Annotated in this window: 17 protein-coding genes; 12 read left to right on the forward strand and 5 right to left on the reverse strand. The window is 37.1% G+C overall.

Annotated elements, in window-relative coordinates:
• The 4 genes from G3A46_RS13705 to G3A46_RS13720 all read left to right on the forward strand — a co-directional run.
• Window positions 1-1051: DUF6883 domain-containing protein (locus G3A46_RS13705; RefSeq protein WP_277875409.1), on the forward strand; the 1051-nt coding region annotated here is incomplete at its 5' end.
• Window positions 1052-1060: 9 nt separating this feature from the next.
• A complete protein-coding gene (locus G3A46_RS13710) occupies window positions 1061-1258 on the forward strand; it encodes a DUF4926 domain-containing protein (RefSeq protein WP_165150678.1) in 198 nt (65 codons plus the stop codon).
• Between the two features lie 206 nt (window positions 1259-1464).
• Window positions 1465-1719, forward strand: coding sequence for a hypothetical protein (locus G3A46_RS13715; RefSeq protein ID WP_165150680.1), 255 nt, complete (start codon window positions 1465-1467; stop codon window positions 1717-1719).
• On the forward strand, window positions 1709-2116 hold the full coding sequence (locus G3A46_RS13720; RefSeq protein ID WP_165150682.1) for a hypothetical protein: 408 nt from the start codon (window positions 1709-1711) through the stop codon (window positions 2114-2116). Before G3A46_RS13715 ends, G3A46_RS13720 begins: the two co-directional genes overlap by 11 nt.
• 537 nt (window positions 2117-2653) lie before the next feature.
• Here G3A46_RS13720 and G3A46_RS13725 read toward each other — a convergent pair.
• Entirely contained in the window at window positions 2654-3919 is a 1266-nt protein-coding gene (locus G3A46_RS13725; RefSeq protein ID WP_165150684.1) for a DDE-type integrase/transposase/recombinase, read from the reverse strand.
• 130 nt (window positions 3920-4049) lie between these two features.
• On the opposite strand from G3A46_RS13725, the gene G3A46_RS13730 reads away from it, so the two are divergent.
• The 7 genes from G3A46_RS13730 to G3A46_RS13760 all read left to right on the forward strand — a co-directional run bounded on the left by G3A46_RS13730 (window position 4050) and on the right by G3A46_RS13760 (window position 9286).
• Window positions 4050-4721 (forward strand): hypothetical protein, encoded by a 672-nt coding sequence (locus G3A46_RS13730; RefSeq protein WP_165150686.1) that lies wholly within the window; start codon window positions 4050-4052, stop codon window positions 4719-4721.
• Entirely contained in the window at window positions 4721-5656 is a 936-nt protein-coding gene (locus G3A46_RS13735) for a hypothetical protein (protein WP_165150687.1), read from the forward strand. Before G3A46_RS13730 ends, G3A46_RS13735 begins: the two co-directional genes overlap by 1 nt.
• Before the next feature lie 41 nt (window positions 5657-5697).
• Entirely contained in the window at window positions 5698-6126 is a 429-nt protein-coding gene (locus G3A46_RS13740; RefSeq protein WP_165150689.1) for a hypothetical protein, read from the forward strand.
• A gap of 29 nt (window positions 6127-6155) precedes the next feature.
• Entirely contained in the window at window positions 6156-7391 is a 1236-nt protein-coding gene (locus G3A46_RS13745) for a hypothetical protein (protein WP_165150690.1), read from the forward strand.
• A gap of 149 nt (window positions 7392-7540) precedes the next feature.
• On the forward strand, window positions 7541-7696 hold the full coding sequence (locus G3A46_RS14270) for a hypothetical protein (RefSeq protein WP_206736028.1): 156 nt from the start codon (window positions 7541-7543) through the stop codon (window positions 7694-7696).
• The gene (locus G3A46_RS13755; RefSeq protein ID WP_165150692.1) at window positions 7693-8166 is read left to right on the forward strand and encodes a prepilin-type N-terminal cleavage/methylation domain-containing protein; all 474 of its coding nucleotides are present in this window, start codon (window positions 7693-7695) and stop codon (window positions 8164-8166) included. The genes G3A46_RS14270 and G3A46_RS13755 overlap by 4 nt, the downstream gene beginning before the upstream one ends.
• Window positions 8156-9286: a type II secretion system F family protein gene (locus tag G3A46_RS13760; RefSeq protein WP_165150693.1), complete on the forward strand. Its 1131-nt coding sequence runs from the start codon at window positions 8156-8158 to the stop codon at window positions 9284-9286. Before G3A46_RS13755 ends, G3A46_RS13760 begins: the two co-directional genes overlap by 11 nt.
• 2 nt (window positions 9287-9288) lie before the next feature.
• Here the strand turns inward: G3A46_RS13760 and G3A46_RS13765 are convergent, their stop codons facing one another.
• The 3 genes from G3A46_RS13765 to G3A46_RS13775 form a co-directional block, all read right to left on the reverse strand.
• Window positions 9289-10326: a tyrosine-type recombinase/integrase gene (locus G3A46_RS13765; RefSeq protein WP_165150694.1), complete on the reverse strand. Its 1038-nt coding sequence runs from the start codon at window positions 10324-10326 to the stop codon at window positions 9289-9291.
• Window positions 10327-10513: 187 nt separating this feature from the next.
• Window positions 10514-11002 carry a hypothetical protein gene (locus G3A46_RS13770; RefSeq protein ID WP_165150695.1) on the reverse strand — a complete coding sequence of 163 codons (489 nt, stop codon included), beginning with the start codon at window positions 11000-11002 and terminating at the stop codon, window positions 10514-10516.
• Complete coding sequence (locus tag G3A46_RS13775) at window positions 11002-11877, reverse strand: RHS repeat-associated core domain-containing protein (protein ID WP_277875410.1); 876 nt, start codon at window positions 11875-11877, stop codon at window positions 11002-11004. The genes G3A46_RS13770 and G3A46_RS13775 overlap by 1 nt, the downstream gene beginning before the upstream one ends.
• A 281-nt stretch (window positions 11878-12158) precedes the next feature.
• Between G3A46_RS13775 and G3A46_RS13780 the strand changes: the two genes are divergently transcribed.
• A complete protein-coding gene (locus G3A46_RS13780; RefSeq protein WP_165150697.1) occupies window positions 12159-12566 on the forward strand; it encodes a hypothetical protein in 408 nt (135 codons plus the stop codon).
• 166 nt (window positions 12567-12732) lie between these two features.
• Here the strand turns inward: G3A46_RS13780 and G3A46_RS13785 are convergent, their stop codons facing one another.
• Complete coding sequence (locus G3A46_RS13785) at window positions 12733-18033, reverse strand: RHS repeat-associated core domain-containing protein (RefSeq protein WP_165150699.1); 5301 nt, start codon at window positions 18031-18033, stop codon at window positions 12733-12735.
• Window positions 18034-18041: the final 8 nt, after the last annotated feature.

Raw genomic sequence — 18041 nt, forward strand, 5'->3', positions numbered from 1 at the left:
ATATCAATATAAGGACCACCTTGGTTCGGTAAGGCTCTCGTACTCAGACCTTGACCTGAACGGGGCTATCAACCCGAATACAGAGATTATAGAAGAATCGAATTACTATCCTTTCGGGCTCCAGCAAAAGGGGTACAACAACAACGTCTCCCCCAGCGGGAATGCGCTGGCGCAACAGTTTAAGTACAACGGTATAGAGCTTGAAGAAAGTCTTGATCTTAATCTTTATGAGATGGATTTAAGGCAATACGACCCAGCCATAGCTCGTTGGACTTCAATTGACCCTGTTACTCACTTCAATTTTTCTACATATACAGCCTTTGATAATAATCCAGTTTTTTGGGCAGACCCTTCTGGTGCTGATGCTGAAACAGATGATTTAATTAATCAAGCGTGGAATGATACTGAAGATGGCACAAATGCTTCTTATGATAATAATGGTGATTGTGAGTGTGGATGTCCAGGGAAACCACCTTGTGCAGAAAAGAAAGATGTAAAGGATATGAGTGCTGGAGAGTTTTATGCAATGGCATATAATGGCGCATCACGGACGGCATATTTGAATGGAAACGACCCATACAATCCTACAGATTCAGATATTGCTCAAAATGAGAAAGAAAAAGCTGAAGCAGCAGGAGAATTGGTATTATTTTTAGTAGGAGAATGGGCTTTTGCAAAAGTCCTGCAAGGTGGTTCTTATGTTTACAGATTTGTAAAATTTAAAAGTGTTTTTAGTTCAACAATGAGCGTGAGTGTTAAAGATAAATTGGCTCATTATTTGTTGAATTTAGATCACGCAACAGGAGGTTCAAAAGCAGTGTTTTTTAAAGATGCTTTAGGATTTACATTAGATAATGCTGATGATTTAGCCAAGCAAATCGTGTTTAACAATAAAAAAGCAATTGCAACAGAAGTGACTAAATATGGAACCAAATATTCTCAAAATATAGCTATCAAAGGAGCTAATGGCAGAGTTGTTGATGTTACATTTGGGTGGATTAAAAATAAAGAAGGGTTAGTAAGGTTAGTAACAGGATATCCAGCAAAATAAAACAATATTATGTTTAAATTATATGATGTGGTAAAATCAAAAAAGGAAATATCAGAAGATATACCAATTAATACTATAGGAACGATAGTAATGATTTATGATGAGTTTACACCAATAGCCTATGAGGTTGAATTTATAAATGATGAAATGGAAACTATAAATGTTGTTACTGTTGAAGAAAAAGATTTGGTAATGTTTCAAAGTTAGTAATAACCCAAAACAAGAGTTATATCTGATTGGAAAACAGCGATTAAAAATAAATTTAAGGTTAAAACATAGGCGGACATTTGTCCGCCTCTTCTATTTTTGAACCATTAAAACGTCTGAAATTGTGAAAAACAAAGTCTCTTGTTCCAAAGTTAGTTGTACCCTTTTATGCACACGGACAGGACGCACAGAATTATTTTGCTCGATTGAAAGATTATATTGCCAGCAAGCCAAAAGAGGATGAGGAGGAAGAGGATAAAAATGATGACAAAATAACCGTGAATTCAAAAGGAGTTATAACAAATGTGGAAAGAGACGATGCGGCAAATAGATTTTTTGATGAAGATGGAAATGAATTATTTTTTCATGATCCTGAAGGGGTTGATAAGCCCTATGTCAATACTAGATATAGTATAGAGGAGAGATTATTTTATTCTATAAGCATTAGAAATGAACAATGAAATAATTAGTAATGGGTTAATTCTGCAAAGATATCTTTCAAATAATTCATCCCCAGCTGCAGGAGGATATTATATTTGGAGTTTATTGTCAGCAAAAGGTAAAAGCCAGGGTGGTTTCGATTTTGCCGAGGGATATTTAGTTTCATTAATAAATAACCCGGGACGTAATGACATTAAAGGTCGAGCAAATTATAATGATGATGCAGGATTTTTTAGATTAGGAAACTCGAATAATATATACAATCTTTACGATGCTGGAAACTATATGTGGGGAAGGGCAATGGGAATGTCTGGATTTAGTTATTGGGAGGTAAAAAATGGTTCACAACTAAATGAATGGTATTTTGACAGTAAAGCGGACCAAAATGCAATAAAAAATGGATATAATGGAAACTAAAATCAAAAGAATTACATTGTTTTCAATAGTCTTTTATTATTTTTTATAACTGTATTATTATTAAATTTTTTCTAGATAGAAATTTATACAGAAATTTACTTAGCGATTTAACCCCCCGCTCCCGCACGATTGCATCGTGTGGTCTCCTACATTTTAATGCATTGCCGTAACTATGCTTTTATATTCCCATATCCCGATTCTTACAGCACACTGACCACCCACCGAGGCCGTTTTTATGCTACAGCGTTAACCCTTCGTTTGCTATTTTCTGGTTCATATGGCTCACGAAGGCGTGCGTCTCTTTTACCACCGTTCCGGGATCAATAGCGAGCTTTCCTTTTTCAGGGTTCAGGACCGAGCGCATCCTATCTTCCATTCCCCTGCTATCTACACGGTAATTTTACAATAAGACGTCCCATTTATGGGATTATACTGAAAGTAAGCTAGTTGGAAAACAGTTTTTGAAAATTTGAATTTTAGTTAAGGGATAAACTTGGTTTTAGGTTCATTTTCTTATTCTCGACTAACTATTTGTTTTTAGATACATATATTACAGGCATTTTTTCCGTTTAGTTTGATTCTAATGGTTTTTTGTTCTTTGAAATTATGGGTATATCTGGAAATATCTATAGATAAGCCATTAAAAGTTTCTTGGGGAGTATTTCCACCAAGGCTCATTTGTGGTCGTATGGTATTGTAGATGGGAATCGTTTCGCCTATTAACTTGGTAAGTTGATTTCCATTGGCTAATTCTTTCGGAAATAGAAATTGGTGTTTGATGATTTTGTTAATAGCTTCAATCATTGAATTGGAAAAGACTACATCTTTTTGAGCGATTAAGTGTTTAATCGGAATATCAATAGCATTTATAAAATTAGAAACAACACTATTTACATTTTCACTTCCACCATCGGTAAGAAATTGCAGTTTGTCAGGTTTGTGTTGTAAGCACGCATTTTGAACTAGTGATTTAATAGCAATTGCAGATGCACTTTTCTCTATTCGATACCCAAGAATCATCTTTGAATAATGGTCGATGAGAAAATGGATGTAGTGCTTAACGTTATCTGCTGTTTTAAAAATAGTAACATCTGCACACCAGAGTTTGTTTGGTCTAGTAGTTCTCACAGGAGTATAACTATCAGATTTTTTTCGTCGAGGTCTATTCTTAAATCCGAGCAATCGACAATATTTATAGAAAGTAGAAACGCAACATTGTAATTTTTCATCACGTAAGGATTTGAGATATATTGAAGATTTGGACCAATGTTTATAATTGTCATCGTCCATATAGGTTTTTATGGTCTTAACCTCCTTTGGCAATAATTGGTTTGGAAAACGTTTAGTACACCAATTAAAATAGGAGACTTCACATTTGTGTATAAGTATTGATTTATAATTTTCAAAAGTACTTCGGGAAATATTGAACACTTTGAGAGCCGTGTTAATTGGAATGAAATCTTTGACTTGTTCAATAACATCAATAATGATTTCTTTCTGCCCTTTTATAAGAGACTTCAATCCTTTTACCTTTGAAATAACTTTGTGAAAGGTATCGGCTAATTTAAAATAACCCTGATTGATTTTTTTAATATTAGAAGATTGATTAAGACGTTTGATAAGTTCAATTTCTTGCGTGATTATATCATTGAGTTCGCAAAAGCTATATTTATCGTCCGCCTCGTTTTTCCATCGTGAAATATTCGAACGGGGAATAGAAGCAATTTGCTCGGCAGTCAATACATAATCTATTGCCCCACTACGGGTCAAGTGCTTGATGGAAGTATCCCAAGAATTTCTCATAATAAATTAGCAAATATGTTATAGAAAAAGTTTATTTACCAATACATCCATATTATATAAAGAGAATTTCAAATATCTTTGGCAAATACTACCATAAAAACTATATTTAAAAACTAAAATAATATAACTCTTGAGATCTATTAATATATTGCTTTTTATAGTTTTGGTTTCCTGTAAGCCCATCCAATATAAACAATCTTCAGATGTTTCGTTACCAGAACTGGGAACATTGGGCATCTATACTTCTTATCTTCTGGGCAATGACTACCAGCCAAAAACAATTACAAACCTATCCGAGCCAGTACGGCTCCAATGGGAAGAAATAAAAATCCAAAAAAGAGAAATTTTCATAAAAAAGGATTCTCTCAACCTTCCGCAAAAAGATAGTACGCTAATTTCTTTTGAAATATTGGATAAGGTGGGATTGTTGAAGCAAGTTAATGCCGACAAAGACCTGATGAAATATCTTCTCAAGAATGAAAAGTATAAATTGGTGTCACAAATTACCGTTCATTTTCCAGAGACTATCCTACAACTGGTGCAATCCTCTGATGAAATTTATTTGACCCAAAGCAAAGCAAAAACATTATCGCTTAGCCTTTTAAAAAATAACAAGATATTCAATCAAATAGAGTTTACCGACGGCAAAATCGTCAAATTCAAAACCTCAGAATTTTGCTGGGGACTCGACAAACGAAGAGAGCTCGAGATTTTCGATCTAGTGCCAGAGGGAACGGAATGCAGTGGTGAGACTTATAAATCAGTCAAAAAAGTAGAAAAGAAAAACGAGTTCAAGTTTTGATGGGAAATTTAAGATACATTTTGGGGAGTTTTTTAATACTTGGAATATTCTCTTGCGAAGAGGTGCTTTTCGAACAGGATATCAGCCAGGATAGGGTAAACTTGATTGCCCCGGCCAACAATACTGAGATAGAAGCCAATTCGGTTCGTTTTAACTGGGAAAGTTTAAAAGGAGCTACCAATTATGAAATTCAGATAGCAACCCCAAACTTTGCAAATGCGAACCAGTTAGTCCTAAATACCGTGACCGATTCCACATTCTATCAGTCCGAACTTATAGAGAACGACTATGAATGGCGGGTACGCGCACAGAACAGTGGTTATGCTACGGCCTATTCATCTGCAAAGTTCAGCGTAATACCCATTACAAACTTTTCAAACAATATGGTAATATTGCTTTCCCCTGCAAACGGTCTGATTACCAATGAGGATTCCGTAAATCTTCAATGGGAAGAAGTTTTGGAAGCAATCCAATATAGAATTCAAATATTGGACGAGAATGGTGACCCCATTCAAAGCGAGTCAACCACCGATACAAATTTAGATATTATTTTCCCAGAGGGAAATTTACGATGGCAGGTACGTGCCGAAAAGGATAATGAATATACCTTATATTCATCTAGGAATATCCTTGTAGACAAGACCGCCCCTAATGCTCCGACACTCACTACACCTACAGATGAGCAGATTCTTACAGATCCATTAGTTACTTTCAATTGGACACGAACTTTAATAGAAGGAAGTGTGGAAATTGACAGTATTTATGTATATCGCGATCAAAACCTAAGCGAACTTGTATTAAAAGAAGAGGTTACGGCACCTTTTGAGACCACCTTAGATACTAATGAAACTTATTATTGGTATATGAAAGCCTTTGACGAAGCAGGAAATAAAAGTGACGACAGCATTGTCTTTAGTTTTACAATCAACGAATAATTTTGAAGGGCAACAAAAACATAAAAATCCTCTTACCCGTCGTGATTGTAATCTGGGGGTTTTTGATCTATAAAATTGTCGATGCCTTCAGTTCAGAGAATACCACCATCGCAAATACACAAAAAGCAAATTTTAAACCTCCAAAGAGAATCCAAAAGGATACCTTTTCACTTGTTCCAATTAAATCAGACCCCTTCTTAGGTACGGTTTATTCAAAATCAAAAGAAACTGCCGTAAATACAAACACTACGTATAGACCAAGAAATGAAAAACAATGGCCATCTATAGGCTATTTTGGGATTGTAGCCGATAAAAAGTCCACTTCAAGTGTGTATATTGTAAGTGTCAATGGACAGCAATTTTTATTGAAGCAAGGAGATACCCTTCAAAAGCTAAAAATAATCAAAGGCTCAGAAAAGAACATCTACATCCGCTATGAGGGCCAAACCAAGGAATTTCCAATAATGTGATACGACCTAAAAAAATAAGAGCCTCCGCGATGCAGTTTGCCATATTGGTCGCTACTATTATCGCTGTACTTTTGGGCTCTTTTGTAACCCTATCCCAAACCCATCTCTTTTTTAACACCCAGTCAAGAATTTTGGGGAATGTTATTGACAGTACCAATGCGGGAATTGAGTATTCCCTAAGAAAAGAGCACGTAATCGTGGATTCCATTTTAATAGAAAATGAGATTTATAGCACGAGAATAAAAAAAACCAGCTGGGGCGGATATTTAAAGATAAATAGCACCGCTTCGGCAATGAAGAAAAGTTTTTCCAAAGCAGCATTAACAGGAAATAAGGTTTCCGACCCCGCTCTAGGTATCTATCTAGCCGAGAATAAACTTCCCTTAGTGCTGGTGGGCAGTACGGTAATTGAAGGCGATGCCTATGTTTCCGATCTCGGTATAAAAGCTGGCATTATCTCGGGGCATTATTACAACGGCAAGGAACTGGTAAAGGGAAATATCAGTTCTGGTAAAGGAGCCCTGCCCAAGCTTGACCCAGTTTGGCTGAATGATATTAGAAAATTGCAGGAGTATATTCCTCTCAATTCAGATGAAGTAATCCAAAGCGAGACCATAAACACAAACTCTTTCTTTGAAAACACACAATTTGTTTATGATGAAAATAAAATAATCCTAAATGAAACCTATATAGGAAACATTATCATCAGGAGCGAAACCGAAGTTGTAATAACCAATTATGCAAAATTGACCGATGTTGTGGTGATAGCCCCTAAAATTACCATTGAAAAGAGTTTTAATGGTAGTGCCTCATTTATTGCTGAAAAAAAAATATCAATTGCTCAGGACGTACATTTAAAGTATCCCTCCTCTTTGATTCTAGTGAATACCGATATAGATGAAAACACATCCGCTCCAAAAGGCGAAGAACCTATTTTTATTGCGGACAACTCCACCATAACAGGAACGGTTATCTATTTGGACGAAAGGGAGGAGAAATTGGACAACAGAATGAATTCGTTCACTCATATAGCCATCGCCCCAAAAGGAAAAATCAACGGATATGTATATTGTCAAGGGAATGTTGAGCTAATGGGAACTATAAATGGTGCTATTTATACAGATCGTTTTTTGGCAAGGGAATTCGGCTCAGTTTATGTCAACCACATCTATAACGGAAAGGTTTTGGGACGGGATCTTGACCCTGCATTTGGAGGGCTTCCGTTTAAAGAATCAGATAAAGCAATCGTAAAATGGTTATATTAAAAAAAGTAAGGTCGGCCACGCTGGTGGAAACAATGGTCGCCTCGGTGATCATTGTTATCGTGTTTGTGATAGCGAGTCTAAGCCTCAATAATATATTTCGAGGTACTATCAATTCAGATGACTCGGCGCTCCGGAACAGGATCAATGAATTGACCTATTATGTAGATAACGAAAAAATTAAAGTTCCCTTTTATGAAGATACCGTTCTGTGGGATATCGCTGTTGAAAAAAGAGATGATGGAACAGTAATGGAAGTCCTAAACAAAAAGAACGGAAAGGAAATCTTGATTAAACTTGCCGAATGAGAATCCAAAAGAAAATATCTGCTTTTACCCTTACAGAAATGCTCGTGGTCTTGGCAATCACAGCAATCATTGCAGGACTTGCTTTTGCTATTGTCACATTGTTTACCAAAAACATGCAAAGCATTGTAAACAATTACAACAAGGGCACCAAGCGCAGTTTGTTTACAGACCAACTGACCGTGGATTTTAATAGGTACAATACCATTGTTTACGATCCACTGGATAGGGCACTGAGCTTCAAAAACCCTTTAGATTCTGTCATTTATCTCTGGGAAGAAAATTGGGTGATACGGGAAAAGGATACCGTACTGAACTTACCGACCGATCTTGAACTTTATAATTCAGGTGAAAAATTAGAGGCCGGAAATACGGATGCCATAAAAATCAGGTTTGGGGAAAAGGAAGAAGATTTTATATTTATCTTTCGAAGCAAGGATTCATACAGCCATATAATAGAGAATGGGGATTAAATTTGAAAATATAGCTACTGCCAAGAAAGTAGATACCCAGAAAAGCAAAACAAGTTTTCTGAACAGGGAAATATCGCTTTTTGGTAATTCCTTTTCAAACAAGGCCAAGGAGCAGTTCTATTCCGAGCTCAGCGTGCTACTCAATTCCGGGGTAAATTTAAAACGTGCCCTTGATCTAATCTCCGAGATGCAGAATAAACAGAAGGACAAAAAATTGATCGATGATATTTCAAACCAAATTGTAGCAGGGAGTTCATTATCGGAAGCATTACAAAGAAACAAGAACTTTACCCCATATGAATACCAAGCCATAAAAATTGGGGAGCAAACGGGACAACTAAATAAAATAACTAACGACCTTAGAGAATTCTTCAATCGAAAGACCGAATTGAGTAGACAGCTTATTTCATCCCTTTCCTATCCATTAATCGTTTTAATAACCGCCTGTGGAGTTGTGTTCTTTATGCTGCGGTATGTGGTTCCTATGTTCGTGGATATCTTTAAGCAGAATAGAGTAGAGCTGCCTTGGCTAACCAAGATAATTGTAAAACTTTCGGGTTTTGTGGTAAACAACGGCTGGATTGTTTTGATTTTAATAGTATTAATGACAATTCTATTTAAGGTAGTTTCCAAAAAGGAATGGTACTATCGGTTTATCGGCGATCTTCAAATAAGGATACCCGTAATGGGCAATTACATCAAAAAAATCTACCTGATACAGTTTGCGCAGGCGATGGCATTGCTCACCAATGCCCGAATTCCTGTAGTAAGTGGAATCGCATTGGTTCGTGAAATGATCCGTTTCTACCCATTGGAAAAAACATTGGTCACAGTTGAAAAGGATATTGTCCAAGGAAAAAAACTTTTTGAGAGTTTTGCCGAGCATTCATTCTATGATAAAAAACTTATTGCCCTACTAAAAGTTGCGGAGGAAACCAACCAAACCGAGTATATTTTCCAGAAACTCTATGATCAATATAGGATGGAAATTAAATATCAAGGACAGATTATCTCGAAGATTCTTAATTTTTTGCTTACGCTATTTGTAGGCCTGATAGTAGGTGTCATATTGGTGGCAATGTACTTGCCTATGTTTAAGCTGAGCAGTGTGATTGGATAAGCTTAATAATGATTTAATTTTTCGTGCACTTTGTCCAGTTCTTTATCCATATATGATTGAGCATAATGAACATAGCGGTTAAATGAATTACTAGAGTAACTATGACCACTAATTTTTCTAACCATGTGTTCTGGCATTCCTAGAATCAATAGAGTAGTAATAGCAGTCCGGCGCATCATGTGGGAACTCATTTTTTCATAAAATAATATTTGTTTTCTATTTTTAGAGATTTGGGACTTTCCTCTTTTTTCCCGAGTAACATCAATAGGATTATCAAACCCTGCTTTTTCTCCAATAGATTTTAGATGTTTGTTAAAATTATATAAGCTTATTAAATCAAAAACATTTTTTTTATTGCTAATAGGCCGATATTTCATATAGATAATTACTGTATATTCTGATAGTTTGAAAAGGGAATATTTTTTAGTTTTCTTAGATTTTATTCTTAAATACCATTGCCCGTTTTCTAATCCAAAATTTTTATTTGTAAGCAAGCAAATATCCGAAAATCGTAATCCCGTAGAGCATCCAAAGACAAAAACATCTTTTATTTTTTTTAAATTATCTGAAAGGGATAGTTCAAATTTTTCATCGTGTATAAGAAATTTTAGTTGGCTTGGCGATAATACAAATATTTCTATTTCTTCACTTCTTACATAAAATAATTTATGAAAATCACCTGTGTTGTAATCTAAACCCTTTTCAAGGTAATTAAAAAAAGTCCTTATAATTTTAATGTTAGTACCCACATAGTTATCATGGCAACCTTTTTTATATAGAAAGTCCGTGAATTTCTTATAGAACTTTTTCCAATAATTTTTTTCAGATAACTGTTCCCTTTTGGTAAGTTTTGATGAATCACATATTCGTAAATCAAAATCTGTTCTATCATCGAAAGTTATTAAATTTACCAGAACGAATTTATAGTTTTGAATAGTTTCCCTTTTAACTAATTCTCCGTTTTGTTTTAACCTTTTGCCTGATTCTGTATCACGAATAAATTTTTCAAAAAGAGGAATTAATGGTTTTGATTTTTTCATTTGATAAAATCTTTCATTTTCAAAAATATAAGATTTTAAATTGTAGATGAAAAAATTAAGCGTTTAAAAACATTTGCATTAAAATATTACTAAATTATACGCACTTACAAAAGCATCCCAATAGAATACGCAACTGAGTTCTTCACATACAGCGTGCAAAAGAAAATCCATTATATTACTCGTTTGTTTACGTTAAATTTATATCAGATAAATATGATAATATGTAATATTTTTTATAACTATCTTTTTCATTTATTAAACTTCTCTTCAATTCACTTAGTCTTTTTGTATTCAAATTCTCACATTGCACATAAAAATAAAAATATGGTAGCAAGAAGTTATCTCCATTCAATAAATCACATATATCTTCCTTATGTACGCCTTCAGAATAAGCGCTTAAGTCATCTGTATAGATCTTCCAAAATAACAACTCATTATTATTAGGATATTCTTGAAAAGCATCATTAAATAATTTTTTCGTGTCTTCTGGAAATTTTAAAATTTCCTCTTGTGTAAAAACATTTTGAGCAATACAATAAGATTCAAAACCATAATCAAAAGAAACGTTCCAAAGTAGAAGTATCAAATTTATATAATCATCTACAGAATGTTCTTTATGATTTATATGGTTTCTGTACAAGTTAACAGATTCTTTTATGTTTATTTTATTTAACATTATCTTGGTATTGAGTTTACTCCTGCATTTGTTATCTTTCCACTAATTGTTTCAACCCAAACCTGTTTACCATTATTAAAAATTTTATGATAGGTCTGTACGTTGGCTTCAATTTTTGCAGCATTAGTGGTCTCAACTAAGTTATTGGGGTTAGATGAAACATTTTTAAAAAGTCCCAAAAATCTTTCCATAGAGCCTACACTATTTGGATTAACATGACCAGGAGCATCACGAAATACATGTTTAAGCACATTAGGATTTTTTAAATACTTTAATCCTTTTAATGCTCCTCCGCCACCAATAAACTCTATTGCCCCAGCACTACCTTGAGGTTTTAATCTTGTAGAGATGCCATAAGCATCTACTTGATATCGACCGTCCTCACTTGTTCTTCCTCCAAAAAGCCAAGGTAGATTTAAATCTATTTCCGCCATTGTATGTTCGAAGCCGCTCAACTCTCCAATAGTGGGTGCCATTTTCACACCCACTCCACCAATTTGACTAAGCAATCCTCCTTTGGAGCTTGATGACCCTGTAACAGTAGTACCGTAATCATTAAAGTATGCATCACTCCACCAAACACCATCTTCTCCCATAGTGAACGTATATCCTCCTTCATTAAAAATATCTCCTGTATTTCCATTGTTAGGGCATTTAGTACACCTTCCATCAGGATCAACTGTAGAGATTGGATTGTTACCCATCCCAAGATAAGGACTAAAGAACTCTCCGGCAGGGTCAACGGTAAGCCATCGCCCTATCCTTGCATCCCATAAGCGAGCCTCGAACGCCTCCATCCCTGTCTCCGCATCCTTCTCCTGCCCCTGGTAGGCGTAGCGGTATGCTCCCTCCTGGTTGCGCTCGGGCATCGGCATCCCGAAGGGAGGGTTTATATAATGTTAAAGAACGAGAATTAAATCTACAAAAAATACTGTCTCTAAAAAAATTTGTATCTTTAATTTAAAGTTAGAGAGTACAATAATGGAGGGCTCTTGAAAAAAGCCGATATGATAAAGTGGTGTAAGGATATTACGGAGTTTGAAGTGGAAGAGCACAAGTATATTTTATACACCCTCGATGCGCTCATAAAAATTGTGAAGTTTAAGCTATTGCTGATTTAAAAAAACGAGCGTTTGCATGTAAATTTTTTAAGAATATGGAGAGAAATGAATTTGCCAAAGTAATGGCTGAGCACTCAGATAGTCAACTAATAAAAATAGTTACTGCCGAACGTGAAAAATATCAGCCTCTTGCAATAGCCGCAGCTGAATATGAAATAAACAAAAGAAAACTTACTGTACAAGAGATAAAACTCGTAGAAACAAAAATCGAACAGGATTTACTGGGTCAAAAACAAAAGGAAATTCAACCGCTCGGTGCTTTTCAAAAGATTTTGTTTTTTGTATTCTTTTGGGGCATAATCCCTTGGATGATTGCCGCAACCTACAAAACAGATGGATATTTTAGAAAATATCGGGAAGCTTGGAACGCTATGAAATATGGTTTAATATTTTGGCTAATATTATCATTGCTTATTTGGATAATTGTTTTTATTGCTTTTTAGAAATTTATAGATACATTAAAAGAAGAACAAATAGCAAGGTTATCCCAAGTCCTATAAAGAAAGCTAATTTGTGATAGTAATAATACTTAAACCCTTTTTTTTTAAACCCTCCTATAATCCATAAGATTAAGGCTCCCAATGCCTTTAACCCTTCATGACCTGCCATTTATTGTTTTTCATTTAAAGCATTTATAAAAGAATTGGAATTCTGTATAAAAGAATCAAAAGTTTCAAAAGTTTCAACAGACGCATCAACATTTTTAACCATAGTGTTATGTATTTGAATACCTGATTTATAATTAATAGATTTTATAGTGTTTGAATGCAATTCCGTGGAACTATAAAGACCTTCAGTGGCTTTTTGATAACTATTCCACCCTGAAACACTAGATTTGATAGGTTTAAGGGTTTTTGCTGCTAAGGAAAATCCTAATGTAGTAGTGGTTATAAAACCATCAAAAGATTTATCAAAAGCATTTTTACCTTGAAGAACTTCACCAGTGAACGTTCTTCCTCCAGAAAACATTGAATATATTCCTTCAGCTGAACCATAAGTTGCTTCAACAGCAACATGAAACAAACCTTCCTCTAAACTTTTAGTTGGTTCATTTCGCCAGTATTCGAACTGAGATAAAGTATTCATTGGACTAATTAATCCAGTAAAATGAACATAGCCCCCTTGAAAGGTATATCCTGCATCTAAAGCTTTATTTTTCCATCCAGAGCCATATGAATAACTACGATATACTCCATTTGAACTTGTCGAACTTTCCATTATTCCATACTTATGCCATGGAGTGCCAGGGTTTTCACTATTAACAAATGTTCCTTTAAAACCGTTCCCGACCCATCCCCAAAATCTTCCCCATTTGGTTTCCCATCCGCCATTTGGATCAATACTGGATATTGGATTATTTCCCATTCCTAAGTATGGACTATGATATTGCCCATATGGATCCGTAGTCAACCACCTACCAATCCTAGCATCCCAAAGACGCAGTTCAAATGCCTCCATCCCTGTCTCAGCATCCTTCTCCTGCCCCTGGTAGGCGTAGCGGTATGCACCCTCCTGATTCCTATCGGGCATAGGCATCCCGAAGGGATAGTAATCTTTATATGCGAGCATCAATGGGGTATTTGTGGTGGTGATGTCTGTTACCTTCACATCGTCCAGATAATAAACGTTTTGTAGGGATGTCCCTGCATAGGAATTTAATAATTTGAATAGCAGGGTCACCGTTCCGTTTGATGTGGCTGTATAGTTGAATGTATATGTACCATTGATAGCGGCGGTATACACTCCGCTACCAGTGCCCCCAATGGCATTAATTCTGTATTGAAGTGTGCAGGGTGTTTGGTCAAGGTCAGTCTTAAAGTCTATTTTATAGCTATGGCCAGCAACAACAGAAAAATTTCGGGCAAGACTATTGGTGTTAATGTTCGAAACACTCGCCTTTAGTCGGTCGTTGGTGGTATCGATGCTCAATGCCGTGTTCGGTCCAGCTACCCATCCAGCTGGTACCGTAGCGTTATTGTTGAAGTCGTTAAAGAATACCACTGTTCCACTTCCATCCCTCTGTATAACTGCCCGGACATTACCCAGATGGTCAGAAAGCTGGTATTTGAATATGTTCCCTTGGTCGGCCACCCCAAGACGGGACAGTCCATAAATAGGATATTCAATATTGTTGGAAGGCTCCGTACCTATTCCAATTGAAGTATTATAAATAGCCATGGCACTTCCAGAGGCGTCCCTTACATAAAATGTTTGTTGTTGTGTATTGTTGGGCATCGTGGTCAATTTAGAAACCCTATGCCCACGGTCGTTATAGAAAAACTCCACTTTTTTTGGATCATTGGAAACTGTAGAGAAAACTGACTTTACCAATCCAGTAGCATAATAATCATAACCGATGTCGTCCTGTTTATTCTCTATGAGCTGCCCGATGCTATTATAGACATAATTATTGGGGTTTTGGTCTTTTATATCCCCGTCATCGATGCTATTCCCCGAAGTATCTTCCACGTAATCCAACTGGTTACTATCTGGGGCGTAATGGTATATTAGAGTATCCATCGAGTTACTACCAGTGCCACTATTTTTATTGCGGTTGAGCGAAAGGATGTTCCCGTTTGGATCATAGAAAATTTTTTCTACCATATAGTCCGCATTGGTATTAGGAGTAAAAATGCTATGATTGTTCATATCATCACTTGCGCTACCGAAACTAGCATGCGTCAACCAGTTGTTTTGGTTGTAATTATATTGATAAGCACTTTGCGTTCCTGTTGGAGTAAGCCCCTTCGTGCCCCAACGCACGCCTTTGATATTACCATCAAAACGGTCAGTGCCACTTTGACTCCAGTTTATATTTCCCACACCAATACGGGAATAATCCCGTTGGTGATAATCGATAACATAGCCAAAGGCATCATTGGGATCTCCCCCCGGATCGTCCGTTCCCGATAGCCCAGGATGATTGATAGCCTTCAGTTGACCTTCAAGTGTGTAGATATAGTCTATGCCCTGCAAACCCTCTGCGAGGTTTACTCTTTTGACAGCTCCAGTCTCGTAATATTCATATTGGGCATGTTCTATAAAGTTCACATTATCCCGAGAGGTCTGAACGGTTACCAGTTCCCCTACGTTGTTGTAAATGTACTTATGGGTAAAGCGCTCAGAAGCCTTGTCTTTCTGGTAACGTACCATCGTAACAGCACCCGTTGCATCGTCGTACTCATAGTCAATGGTCTTGGCACCGATTCCGTTGATGAACTGGACCATCCACTCCACCCGACCGTATATGTCATAGCTATACCATGTAGTGGTAGTCTCTGGTTCCTTAGTATAGGTCTTGGAGACATTGCCAGCCACGAAACGTTGTCTGCGTTTTAATGGATCGGATGTAGGATCTCCAAAAGGGTAAAGGATTTCCCACAACCCTTCGGTATCTGGAATGTCATATACGGTGAATATTTGTTCACGGCGATCATTGCCCAGTACAAAATCCTCTGGTGGAGTTGAGGGAATGGGATCACCGCTAAGACCAGTGATGGTCATGTTATGAGCAGAGGCTCCCTGTGAATAGAGCGCACCATCTACATACAGCTCGGGATAAGAAGAATTCAGCAACCAAGGAGTCTCTTGGAAAATTATCCCATTATTTTTTTTATAGATTAGTGCGTTGCCGATTCGTTCAATTGAAAATACATCGCCAATACTGAAGTAGGCCACATTACTGGCTACCGTAGTACCACTGTTCAATATAGAAATCTGCCCATTAAGAAAGTACATTGCATGCTCCACGGAGGTATAACTTCCATTAATGTTAGTCTCCGAAAGTCCTACAACTCCTTCTTTTCCCTGAATGAAATTAAAGCTGACCCTAAAATTTCCAGTTCCGGTATCCTCCACAGAAACTATTCCCGATGATACCCAATCATCAGAGGTTCCGGTTTTTGTGAACGAACCGCTACCGGCCGTGATGCTATCTTGAACAACAAAATTAGGTACAATATTAAAGGTCAAGGGAAAATAGGGGTTTGTGCCGGTACATACACCACTTTCAATTGGCCGAGCCTTACTGTCATAGGCGGTATATGAGAATTCCTCTGCAATGGCTTGTTCGGTGTTGAGCGAAAAAAGTATTTGTCCATCCTCTCTGTAAACAAATTGGGCATCGCCTTGATCAGGACTTGTCGTATTTTGTAATTCCCCAGCAGCATTATATTCATATAAACTTGCCATGCTATGGCTGGGAATTTCAGTTCCTAGGTCATAGGCTGCTTCATCAAAGCCCAAGGGTTGTACCGTTCTTTTCAAGTTGCCAGCTTTATCATAATAGTTCAGTGAGTAGTCATAATAGTTTACCTGGGTGGTTATTCCTTTTAAACCACTATTATACGTAATTTCTCCAGATGGGCTAATAAAGGTCATTGGGTAACTAGAGCTATTTTGATTAACAACCCTATAAATGTTTCCGCCAGAAATCGAGGTGGGCGGGTCAACCAAAAGACCAGTACGTAAATCATAAACAGTATATTCGCTAATGTTTCCAATAAAACTTGTAGTTGTGATTCCTTGAGGAATATGCACGTCCACGTAACCCTGTGCCCCGATTACGTATACGACATCGTAGGAAACATTTCCTCCGGAACGTGCAGTACCCAGTAACTTGCCCTCGGCATCCGTAAAAGCAACAGTCTCATTGCCATGCGGGTCAATGGATACCGTTTTATAGCTCTTTAGGTCAACACAGACTGCTCCATCACATGGATAAGTAAAATTAGAAAAATATGTTTTACCGAATGCATAGTACAACTCCTGTGCGGCGGGCATGGTATAGGTAAATCCCTGGGGGAAACCGTCCTCAGGGTCATTTGTGTCACCATCATTATTAAGATCCATTATCTTGCCCCCCACGACCATCCTCCCATTGCCGGGGTTCAGATCGTCATATACCGTCCTTGCATAAGGTCGGTCGGTAATGTCCTGAAAAGGCTCCGCATTATTTGCGGTGCTATAATACCGGCCCACAGTCCCTTCCTGTGTGCCCACAATTTCTGGCCTTTCTGGGTTTGTCTCAAAATCCACTATAGCAAAGGGATCCCCGTTTGGCTTTTTAATAAACCCTTCCGCATAATTGAATCGTGGTGTAGAATTGGGAGACACAGGAGCGCTGAAACTTTGGAGGGCCAGTCTGCCCTGATAGTCATACATCGTCTGACTGGCCCACGTTTTACCTGTCCTAATATCACGCGATTGTGTCTGCTCCGGCTTTGCGAGACAATCATAGTAGGTTACACCGGCACTGGTAAGCTTTCCAGCATTGTCAAAAGTACGGGCGAAGATCCAATTACGATCAAAATCCTCAACTACAATATCAGTTGGCTCAGTAGGTGGACGAAAGCCAGATTCTCCAATAGAAAAAGAAAAATTTGGTGTATTGGTTCTTAACGCAATATAGGCGTTCTCGACGTAGTTATCAGTGATAAGGTATTCCTGTGAATTATATTTCAACAGGACTTTGTTTGCGTCGGTTTTTTCAATTCTCATTATATCGTTTGCAACAAGAATGATATTATTGAGAACCGCAATGTTGCCTTGGGGACCATTTATATAAATCTTCCCCTCATCCCCAACATACGTAATGGAATAACTGTTTTGGTGTACCTCGGCAAGGCTGAAGGTATTCTCAAAGGTCAGATATAACGAAAAGATGCTTATTGCCGATTGGGAAGTAATCGCCGACCCATTGAGTTTGAAATCGGAGACCTCTATGTACCCAGTATTATTGTACCCAAGCTCACTTTCCGAAAGCATATACGAATCCAAGGACTTGCTCTCCTGACTTGTGAGGGTGCCGTTCTGCATATCGTATAAAAAGGCACTTGACTCCTTCCAAACCAGTTGTTGAGAAAAGATACTGTTGGAAATTAATATTAAGAAAATTAATGTTTTTTTCATTTAATTTT

Origin of the sequence: Aequorivita sp. KMM 9714, assembly GCF_011065475.1 — a bacterium.
Lineage (GTDB): Bacteria > Bacteroidota > Bacteroidia > Flavobacteriales > Flavobacteriaceae > Aequorivita > Aequorivita sinensis.